This is a genomic window from Pseudomonas brassicae (assembly GCF_010671725.1).
GTDB classification, from domain to species: Bacteria; Pseudomonadota; Gammaproteobacteria; order Pseudomonadales; family Pseudomonadaceae; genus Aquipseudomonas; species Aquipseudomonas brassicae.
The window spans coordinates 1-10,634 of sequence record NZ_JAAHBU010000194.1 but is presented as its reverse complement, the minus strand read 5'-3'; the positions used below and the strand labels follow the sequence as shown (position 1 = coordinate 10,634).

8 protein-coding genes are annotated in these 10,634 nt (G+C 67.1%); all 8 read left to right on the top strand.

The genetic code is table 11. The features are described from left to right. Window positions 1-138: 138 nt before the first annotated feature. Complete coding sequence (locus G3436_RS14820; protein WP_163946244.1) at window positions 139-423, top strand: hypothetical protein; 285 nt, start codon at window positions 139-141, stop codon at window positions 421-423. Beyond that, a complete protein-coding gene (locus G3436_RS14815) occupies window positions 381-569 on the top strand; it encodes a hypothetical protein (protein ID WP_163946241.1) in 189 nt (62 codons plus the stop codon). Before G3436_RS14820 ends, G3436_RS14815 begins: the two co-directional genes overlap by 43 nt. A gap of 133 nt (window positions 570-702) precedes the next feature. Further along, complete coding sequence (locus G3436_RS14810) at window positions 703-1,275, top strand: TadE/TadG family type IV pilus assembly protein (protein ID WP_163946239.1); 573 nt, start codon at window positions 703-705, stop codon at window positions 1,273-1,275. A 5-nt stretch (window positions 1,276-1,280) separates the two neighbouring features. Then, a complete protein-coding gene (locus G3436_RS14805; protein WP_163946252.1) occupies window positions 1,281-1,676 on the top strand; it encodes a YbaN family protein in 396 nt (131 codons plus the stop codon). A gap of 70 nt (window positions 1,677-1,746) precedes the next feature. Then, on the top strand, window positions 1,747-3,339 hold the full coding sequence (locus G3436_RS14800; RefSeq protein WP_243667153.1) for a TadE/TadG family type IV pilus assembly protein: 1,593 nt from the start codon (window positions 1,747-1,749) through the stop codon (window positions 3,337-3,339). A gap of 41 nt (window positions 3,340-3,380) precedes the next feature. After that, the gene (locus tag G3436_RS14795; RefSeq protein WP_163946236.1) at window positions 3,381-4,241 is read left to right on the top strand and encodes a hypothetical protein; all 861 of its coding nucleotides are present in this window, start codon (window positions 3,381-3,383) and stop codon (window positions 4,239-4,241) included. Then, the gene (locus G3436_RS14790) at window positions 4,205-5,116 is read left to right on the top strand and encodes a lactonase family protein (RefSeq protein ID WP_163946233.1); all 912 of its coding nucleotides are present in this window, start codon (window positions 4,205-4,207) and stop codon (window positions 5,114-5,116) included. Before G3436_RS14795 ends, G3436_RS14790 begins: the two co-directional genes overlap by 37 nt. A 185-nt stretch (window positions 5,117-5,301) precedes the next feature. Then, a partial coding sequence (locus tag G3436_RS14785; protein WP_163946231.1) for a beta-propeller fold lactonase family protein occupies window positions 5,302-10,634 on the top strand: 5,333 nt, incomplete at its 3' end.

The window sequence follows — 10,634 nt, the reverse complement described above, 5'->3', positions numbered from 1 at the left end:
AACCCGAGTACGCCACGCGCATCCTCGAACGCTTCAGCGCCACTCGCCAGCGCATTGCCAGCGGCGCGCCGCTGGCCAGCGAGCTGCTCGCCGCCAGCCAGCAGCCGCTGGCCCTCAGCGCCCAGGACTGAGCCGACGATGACGCTACTTGACGCCCTGCGGCGCCTGCGCCGCCGCGAAGACGCGGTGACCGCGGTGGAAACCGCGTTCGTGCTGCCGGTGCTGCTGTTCGGCCTGATGATGCTGTTCGAGCTGGCGCACATCGCGCTGGTGATCGGCGCCGGCAACCTGGCGCTGGAGCACGCCGTGCAGCGTTTTCGCGAACAGCCCAACTTCTACAACCTGAGTGCCGCGGCCATGGAGCAGCAGATCACCGGCGCATGGACGAACGCAGCTTCGGGCTGTTCAAGCCCTCGGAACTGAAGGTCGACGTGCTGCCCTTCGACAGCCTCAAGCGCTTTGGCGAAAGCCAGTACGGCAACAGCGAAAGCGCCGAGCAGGCGCTGGAAGGCCAAGACCCGGCGCCGCCGACGCAGCTGAAGACCCGGTCACCGCACCGCCCATCCTGAGCGTCACGGTCGACCTCAAGCAGTCGTTCATGACCGCCATGCCGGCCCTGTTCGGGCTGGGCGAAGGCTACCAGTACCAATACCGCCACCTGCTCGGCAACCTGCCCAGCGGCCTGAGTGACGAGGACAGCGAATGAACGCCAAGGCGCAGCGCGGCAGTGCGCTGCTCGAAACCATCCTGCTGCTGCCGGTGCTGATCGGCATCACCTTGCTGGCGGCAGACATGTACATCCTGCATCAGGCGCGCAGCTACCTGCAGCAATCGGCGCACAACGTCGCCTCGGTGATCGGCGCGCAGGGCAAGCTGGATGCCAACGGCCTGCGGGCGCTGATCGAACAGGCCGCCTCCACCCAGGTGCTGCACAACTACGAGATGATCATCAGCAAGGTCGAAAGCGACCGCAGCATGCAGTGGCGCCCGCTGCACCGTGGCCCGGCGCAAGGGCTGTGCACCGCCTACAGCGAGGGCCGGCGCTACACCGGCGTGCTGCCCGAAGAGCTGCCCGAAGCGCCGGACGACGACAACGCCAGCAATCACTCGGTAATCGTCGTGCAGGTGTGCCGCAGCAGCGAAGACCTGGCCCTGAGCGAGGCGCTGATCGGCGGCGCGAACCTTGAGGCGTTGTCCATCAGCCGCCTGCAGCACGGCACCCCCAGCCTGGACGTCGCCCTGACCCGCGAACTCGACCCGCAGGAGACCCCATGAGCACGCTGCCGGTGCCCGCGCGCGGCCTCAAGCGCGTGGCCTACCTGCTGCTGGCCTACGCCAGCCTCGGCCTGGCCATTCTCGGCGTGTTCGTGCCCGGGCTGCCGAGCACCGAGTTCGTGCTGCTCAGCGCCTGGGCCGCAGCCCGCAGCTCACCGCGCCTGAGCCACTGGCTGGAGCAGCACCGGCTGTTCGGCCCGCTGCTGCGCAACTGGCGCAATGGTGGGGTGATCACGCGCAAGAGCAAGACGGTGGCAAGCCTGGCCATGGCCGCCTGCCTGGGCCTGCTGCTGTGGCACCAGCCGCCGCTGTGGCTGCTGCTGTGTGCAGGCGCTGGCATGGCCTGCGGTGCGCTGTACATCTGGTCGCGCCCGGAGGCAGTGCAGATTAAGCAATCTTAATGGTGCGCCGATTGTCGATAACAAGAATTATTCCTATCTTTGCCGCCACCTCGGCCGTGCTAGACCCGGCTTGAACCTGCCACAGGACCTCGCCTTGCGCATGCCCAGCCTTGCTCGCCCAATTGCCCTGCTTCGTCGCTTCGCTGCCCACCAGGAAGGCGCCATCGCCCCGTTCACTATCCTGGTGCTGGGCGGCGCGCTGCTGGTGATTGCCTACATCATCGACCAGGGCCGCGCCCTGGAGAACACCGCCCAGCTCAAGCGCGCCACCGATGCCGCCGCCATGGCGGTGGGCAATCAGCGCCTGCTTGACGACCGCATGAGCGAGGGCCAGATGCACAGCATGGCCAGCAAGTACGTGATGGCCAACCTGGGCATGGACCGTGAACTGCTGGAGCAGATCGGCAACGCCTCGGTGGCGGTGACTACCGCGCGCAGCGACACCAGCAGCCTGACGATCCGTGTGCAGGCGACCTTCGATGCGCATTCCGAGCTGTTCGAGGCGCCCACCAAGCGCATCGTTGTCGCCTCGACCGTGGAGGTGGTCAACCGCCCGGTGGAAGTGGCGCTGATGGTGCCCAACACCAACAGCGAGAGTGCTGCGGATATCGCGGCATTGCGCCGCCTGACCCGCGAGTTCGCCAGCGACGTGTTCGGCACCCGCCCCGACGCCAGGACCTGGCTGGCACTGGTGCCCTACAGCCAGGCGGTCAACGTGTACGACCCCGAAGACAGCAACCGCATCCTGCGCTGGTCGACCCCGAGCGCGTTGCGCCCGGTGGAGTTGCGCTCGCTGTTCGCCCGCTATGCCGGCCTCACCGACCGGCGCATCCCCGACCGGCGCGCCAACCTGCTGTGCATGTACCGCGGTCTGGCCCGCGGCCAGAACTACTTCTGGGACCAGGCGCCGTCGGGGCAATTCAAGATCTACTACCGTCACGACCTGCCGGAGAACGGCAGCCCCGGCGCCCCGGCGATTTCCTGGGTGGGGCCCAACCCCATGTTCGGCCAGGCCAGCGGTGTCAACGACACCCGCTGGATGGTCGCCGACAAGGGCTGCCCGCACGCCCCGCTGCTGCCGCTGACCGACCAGATGAGCAAGATCGAACAGCGCCTGCCGATGTTCCAGACCCGCTTCAACACCAACTACGCCATTGCCATGGGCTGGGCCGGCATGGCCCTGTCGCCGCAGATGCGCGGCACCGCCGGCTGGGGCGACGCGCAGTTGCCACTGGACTTCAACCCGGACAACAAGGGCGACAACGTCAAGATCGTGGTGATGCTGGCCAATACCGTGGGCGACTGGTTCGACACCGACGCCTACAACGCTGAAGTCGGCCAGGCCATCGACGGTGGCGAGGAGCCTGGTGAAGGCGGCATCAATTCGGCCCGGCAGCGCTTCATCAGCCTGTGCAACAGCTTTCGTGCACGCGGTATCAAGCTGCACTTCCTCGGCGTACGCCCCGGCGACCCGCAAGACTTCGGCCGGGTGCTGTTCGACCGCGTGGCCGGCCCGGGCCTGCTGATCTGCACCGAAGGCCGCGACAACATGCTGTTTGCCAACGCCACCAACTTTCGCGATGGCGAAGGCCAGATTCGCAGCCTGCTCAAAGACATCACCAACAAGATCAAGCATGAACGCTACGTGCACCTGATCGACTGACCTGCCGCCCCCCTTCTTCCAGCTTTCGACAAGGACATGCCATGAGTGCGTCACGCCCGCGTAACCGCAAGCCCTACAACAGCCTGGCGCTGGCCCTGGAGCCGCGCATGATGTTCGACGCCGCGGCGGTCACCACCGCCGTGCAGACCGCCGAGCACACCGATGCGCAGCAGGCCGAGCCCGTCAACGTTGCGCCGACGGTAAGCGCGCAGGCCGACAAAAATGCTGCACACACCGTCACGGCCGGCGACAGCAACGGCGTTGCGCTGTTCAGCAACGCCAAGGCCGACAGCGGCGACGGCAATCAAGGGTTTGACAGCCTGTTTGTCACGGTCAACAGCATCAGCAGCCACGAAGCGCTGATCGTCGACGGTACACGCATAACGCTCAACGCAGGTGACGGCACAACCACGGGTGGCTACAAGTACATCACCACTACGAGCGGCGGCGTCAGCACACTGGAAATCATACTGAGTGCCAGCGCCAACGACGCTGCCTCGTTGCAGACGCTGATCGACGGCATCCGCTACACCACCCTGGACAACAGCGTCGACAGCGGCAGCCGTACCATCAGCCTGGTGCAGATCAGGGACGAGGGTGGCACCGACGGCGGCGGCAAGGACAGCACCACACTGGCCATCAGCGCCGAAGTCACCCTGACCAATACCCTCAACCGTGCCCCGGTACTGGGCAACGACGGCCTGGTGGACCTGGCCCAGTCGCTCAGCGCCAACGGCCTGGGCACCCTCACCGAGATGGCCTACAGCAGTGATGGCAAATTGCCTACGCCGGCAGCGACAAGGGCCTGCTGGTATATGCCGTCGACACTCATGGCACGCTGCTGCAGCTCCAGAACCTCACCGGCGTGGCCGGCCTGGGCACCCTCACCGACATGGCCCTGAGCCGCGACGGCAAGTCGCTGTATGCGGTGTCGGGGTCGAACATCCTGAACCTGGAGATTGCCGGCGACGGTACCCTGCGCCTGAGCCAGACCACCGCCGGGGGCGATACCCTCAAAGGCATCGCGCTGTCGGATGACGGCACCCAGGTGTATGTCACCACCCAGGTCTCGGGCCTGCGCGTGTTTGCCCGCGATACCGCCACCGGCCAACTCGACCCGACGATCCAGCAACGCCTGGATGAGGGCACGCTCAAGAGCTCACGCTTCAACACGGTGACCAGCGTAGGCGACTATGTGTTCATCGTCTCCGACCCCTCCAGCCTCGTCGCCGACGATACCCTGACCGTGCTCAAACGCAACGCCAACGGCAGCCTTGCCGTGGTGGACCTGGGCTGGGCACTGACCGGCGCAGCCCGCTCCGTGACGACCCGCCATGGCCTGGCCGCCAGTGCCGAGGGCCAGACGATCTACCTCAGCGACCAGACCCGCGGCGTGATCCAGACCTTCCACCTGAGCGCCGACGGCCTGGTGCTGCAAGACACCCTGAGCCTGGCCCAGGCCAACAGCGTGCGCCTGAGCGCCGACGGCAAGCAGCTGTACGCCAGCTCTGCCAACGGCAGCCTCAACCTGTATGCGGTCGGGGCCAATGGCGCACTCAGCTTCGTCGCCAGCCAGGCAGTCAGCGGCGCACGCGAGGTGGGCCTGAGCGCCGACGGCAAGGCGGTGCTGGTGGTGGGTGAAGGCCTGAGCCGCTTCAGCAGCGTGCAGACCTACATCAACGGCAGCCAGATCGCCTTTACCGCCCCGCTGCGCCTCAGCGACGCCAACCTCGACCGCCTGGCCGGCGTGCCGGCGACTACACCGGCGCCAGCCTGACCATCAGCCGTGCGGGTACTGCCAGCGAGGAAGACCACTTCGGCTTCGCCGACGGCAACGGCTGGAGCCTGACCGGCAACGACCTGTTCAAGGATGGCCAGCAGGTCGGCACCCTGGTCGACGACAACGCCGGCACCCTGACCCTGACCTTCACCGCCGCGCTGACCAAGGCCGAGGCCAACGCCGTGGTGCAGCGCCTGCTCTACAGCAACAGCTCCACCAGCAGCGAAACCCGCACCGTGCAACTGCAGGCCCGCGCCAGCGACGGCGAACTGCAAAGCCAGGTGCAGACCCTGGAACTGCTGCTGACCAACAACACCGCCCCGACGCTGGACGCTGCGGTGGTCACGCAACCCACCTACATCGACGCCGGCACCACGGTGAAGCTGTTCAGCGATGCCCAGGTCAACACCGGCGAGGTCGGCCAGCGCATCACCTCGCTGACGCTGAGCCTGGGCGGCGTGCTCAGCGCGGCCAACGAGTACCTGCTGCTCGACGGCACCGCCATCGACCTGGCCGACGACGCCAGCGGTACCACCGGCAACGGCCTGAGTTATGTCTATACCCGCAGCGGCGACACCGCGAGCCTGGTAATCAGCAGCCCCGGGCTGGACACCAAGGCGGCACAGGCGCTGGTCAACGGCCTGGCCTATCGCAACGACAGTGCACTGGCAGTGACCGGCGAGCGCAGCTTCAGCCTGAGCCATGTGCAGGATGACGGCGGTACGGCCAAGGGCGGCGCCGACAGCAGCGAGCTTGAGCTGACCAGCCGCGTCACCCTGAACCTGGACAACCCCCCGACCCTGACGGGCGACTTCACGCCCGACTCGACTCTGATGTACGCCGACGGCACCTTGTCCGGCTTCAGCGACTACGTCACCTCCATCCGCCTGAGCGACGACGGCAAGACCTTGCTGATCGTCGCCAACAGCGCCAGCAACAGCGCCGGCACCAGCTACCTGCGGGTGTATGCACGCGATCCGGCCAACGGCCAGCTGAGCCTGCTGCAGAGCTTCACCCAGGGCGCCAGCGACGACCCGAGCACGACCGTGATCGAGGTCGACGGGCTCAAGACCATCAGCACCGTGAGTGTGAGTGGCGACGGCACGTCGGTGTATGTCGCCGGCTTCACCGCCAGCCAGGCCGACGGCACCCTGGTGCACTTCCAGCGCGACGCCGGCACCGGCCTGCTGAGCGATGCCAGCATCGTCGCGCTCAATGGCGCCAACGGCGTCACCGGGCTGGATGGCCAGGTCAACCAGATCGTGGTGTCGGCCGACGGCAAAAGCCTCTACACCATCAACGGCATGACCGCCCAGGACTCCACCACCGGCAAGGCCCAGCTCAACCTGTTCAGCCGCGACCCGGCAACCGGTGAGCTGAGCTTTGTCGGCAGCTTCAACGACACCAGCAAGATGCCGGCGCCCAGCGGGCTGGCCGTGTCGCCAGACGGCAGCTCGGTGTATGTCAGCAACGCCAGCGGCAACACCCTGACCGTACTCAAGCGCGACGCCAGCGGCGCCTTGAGCTACGTCGAAAACATCACCCTGGCCAGCATCAACGCCGACCCCGACAGTGCTGCACGCCCCAGCGACAACCGCTTCATGCAGGGCCTGCAGGACGTGATCATCTCGGCCGACGGGCGCACGCTGTACCTGGCGGCCAACACCATCGGCTTCATCAACACGTTCAGCCGCGACCCGCTGAGCGGCAAGCTGACCTTTGTGCAGGCACAGGCCACCTATGCCAACGCCGGCGTGCTGACCGTGCGCGAACTGGCCCTGTCGGCCGATGGCAAGGCGCTGTACGCCACCACCTTCAGCGGTGGCGCACTGCTGGTGTACAGCCGTGACGCCACGACCGGCGCGCTCGCGTTCAGCGACAGGGTGGTGATCGGCAAGAACGCCAACCATATTGCCGTGAGCGCCGATGGCCTGAGCATCTACACCGGCACCACCAGCTTCCAGACCGGCGTGAGCGTGATCAGCGCGAAGATCAACGCCGCCTTCAACCAGGGCCAGGACAACCTGTTCGCCGGTGGCGTAAGCTTCAGCGACGTCGACTTCGATGCCAAGGGTGACTACAAAGGCAGCGTGTTCACCGTGAGCCGCAGCGCTAGCGCCAACCCGGCCGATCAGTTCGGCTTCAAGGCGGGCAACGGCCTGAGCCTGCAAGGCAACCAGGTGCTGCTGGGCAGCGTGGAGGTCGCCCGCTTCGAACAGGCCGCCGGCACCCTGCGCGTGACCCTGAGCGGCACGGCGGACAAGGCCGTGGCCAACCAGATCCTGCAGCAACTGACCTTTGCCGGCGAGCTGGCGGCCGGCGCCAGCTCACTGGGCCTGAACCTTGTGGTGAGCGACGGCATCAAGCAGGTCAGCCGCGAGATCGCGCTGGTGCTCAACCATGCCCCCGACGCCGGCAACCCGCCGAGCCTGAGCCCCGGGCAGATCGGCAGTGCCTACACCCATACCCTGCCCGCCGACCTGTTCAGCGACCCGGACGGCGACGCCATCGACATCGCCGTCAGCGGCCTGCCCGCCGGGCTGAGCTACGACCCGGCCACCGGCCTGATCAGCGGTACGCCGGCACCCGGCGTGGCCGGCAGCCACAGCCTGGTGATCAGCGCCACCGACGCCCATGGCGCGGTCAGCGAACTGACCTTGCAGTTGCAGATTGCCAGCGACCCGGCGCAGGTGCCGACCCTGAGCGGCGAAACCAGCCAACTGGAGAAGACCGTCGAGGCCAGCAACAGCGACGACAATGGCAGCAACCTGCTCGAGGGCGCGCGTGACACCGCCACCAGTGCCAATGGCTACGTCTACGTGGTCAGCCAGCCTTCGGACGGCCAGGCCACCGTCAGCGTGTTCCAGCGCAGCAGCGACGGCCAGTTGAGCCTGGTGCAGACGCTGCGCACCGGCGACAGCGGCCTGGGCGCCCTGGACGGTGCCCAGACGGTGCGCGTGTCGGCCGACCAGCAGTGGCTGTACGTGACCAGCGAGGCCGGCCTGCTGGTGTTCAGCCGCGCCGCCGATGGCAAGCTCGCGCTGACCGCCAGCCTGGGCGGCTTCAGCAGCCCGATCAACGACCTGGCCAGCCAGGGCGAGCGCCTGTACGTGGCCGCCGGCGACAGCCTGTACCTGTACCAGCAAGCGCCCGACGGCCGCCTGAGCGAGGTGGCGCGCTATGACAGCTTTGCCGGGTTGCAGACGCCCTACCGCCTGCAACTGTCGGCCGATGGGCGACTGCTGTTCGTCAGCGGCATCAGCAGCAACACGCTGGTCAGCGTGCTCAGCGTTGCTGGCGATGGGCGCCTGAGCCTGCTCGACAGCATCACCAGCAGCGATGCCGACACCTTCTACTCTGCATCGAGCCTGGCCGTGTCGGCCGACGGCAAGACCCTGTACGTGCTGGACAAGGATGGCGATGCGCGGCTGCACCTGTTCGCCATCGGCGCCGACGGCAAACTGCAGGCACTCGGCGTGCAGGCTGTCGACAAGGACGCCAACGAGCTCATCGTGGCGCCCAACGACAGTGCGCTGATCGTGGCCGGCAACACCCTCGAAATCTTCAGCCGCGCCAGCAGCGGCCTGCTCAGCGCCACCGCCGGCGCCCCGGACCTGGGCTGGGGCAGCGAGGGCCTGGGCGGCCTGAGCCTGAGTGCCGACGGCAAGCAGCTGTTCGTGGCCGGCACCTTCAGCTGGAATGGCGGCGTGTTCGGCTATGACTTCGCGATTGCCGGGCAGCACTACACCGAAGGCGACGCCGGCGTGGTGGTGTTGCCCAGCGGCGAGCTCAGCGACCCGCAACTGGACAGCGCTGGTGACTACAAGGATGCCACCCTGGTGTTCGAACGCCAGAACGCGCCGGGGGCCGTGGACGTGTTCGGCTTTGTCGCGGCCAACGGCCTGAGCCTGCGCGACGGCCAGCTGTTCAAGGACAACGTGGCGATTGCCACTTTCGTGCAGGCCAACGGCCGCTTGAGCATCACCTTCCTCGCCGGGGTGAGCCAGGCCACGGCGCAGCAGGTGCTGCGCCAGGTCGACTACCGCAATACCAGCCAGGACCCGCTGGCCAGCGGCGAGCAGGCCAACATCCGGGTCACCCTCGATGACGGCGAGGCCAACCGCGCCAGCCTTGAGGTGAACATCGCGCTCACCGGCGTGAATGACCCGGCCGTGATCGACAGCAGCGTGCTCGACCCGACACTGGTCGAGGATGGCGAGTTCGTGAAGCTGTTCAAGGACACCAGCATCGATACGGTCGAAGCCGGGCAAACCCTCTGGCAGGTGGTGCTGACCCTGGACGGCAAGAACACCAACGACGTGATCCGCGTCGGCACCGACAAGATCGCGCTGCGCGAGACCTCGGGGGTACAGAAAACCGCCAACGGCCTCGAGTACATGGTGTATTACGCGAACGGCAACACGGTGCTGATCATCTACCCCGCAGGCGACGGCGCCCACACCGCCGCGCTGATCGACACGCTCGCCTACAACAATACCGGCACCGGCCTCAGCGGCACCCGCACGGTAAGCCTGGGCGTGGTCGAGAACCTGCCCTACGGTGGCATCGGCCCCGACAGCAGCACCTTCGACACCAAGGTGACCATCACCCTGGCGCCCGCCAGCGAGCCCAACACCGCACCGGTACTGGGCAACACCGGCAGCGCGCCGCACTATGTCGAGGGTGGCGCACCGGTGCTGATCGCCCCAGGCGCGGTGATCAGCGATGCGCAGATGGACCGCCTTGGCGGCGGCAAGGGCAACTATCAGGGCGCGACCCTGACCGTGGGCCTTGGCCATCCGAGCAGCACCGACACCTTCGGCTTCACCGCCGGCAACGGCCTGAGCCTGCAGGGCAACACGCTGTTCAAGGACGGCGTGGCGATTGCGAGCGTGACCCAGCGCGACGGCCAGTTCATCGTCAAGTTCAACGACGATGCCGGGCTGGCCCCCAGCAGCAGCGACGTGCAGAACACCCTGCGCCAGATCACCTACGCCAGCAGCAGCCACAACCCAGGCCCCGGCGACACCCTGAGCGTAACCCTGAGCGACCTGCACCTGACCTCCAGCGTGCTGAGCATCGCCCTGAGCATCGAGGCGGTGAACGACGCGCCCGTGGTGGCGGCCGACCCGCTGCTGTCACTCGGCGAGTTCGGCATCGTCGCCAGCCTGCCGGGCCTGCAGGGCCTGAGCGATGTGCGCAGCGCCAGCCTGAGTGTGGATGGCAAGTACCTGTATGCCGCCGACAGCAGCGGCAAGCTCGCCGTGTTCAGCCGCAACGCCAGTGGCACGCTGAGCTGGATCGCCACGCTGTCGGCGGCTTCCGGCGTGTCCTCGCTCGAGCGGCTGCAGGTGTCGGCCGACGGCAAGAGCGTGTACGCCCTCGCCAACGGCGGCAATACGGTGCTGGTCTACAGCCTCGACAGCCAGGGCAAGGCCAGCCTGGTGCAACAGGTGAACTACGGCGAAAGCAACGACTGGGCGCTGGAAAAGGTCAATGACCTGGTGATCAGCGC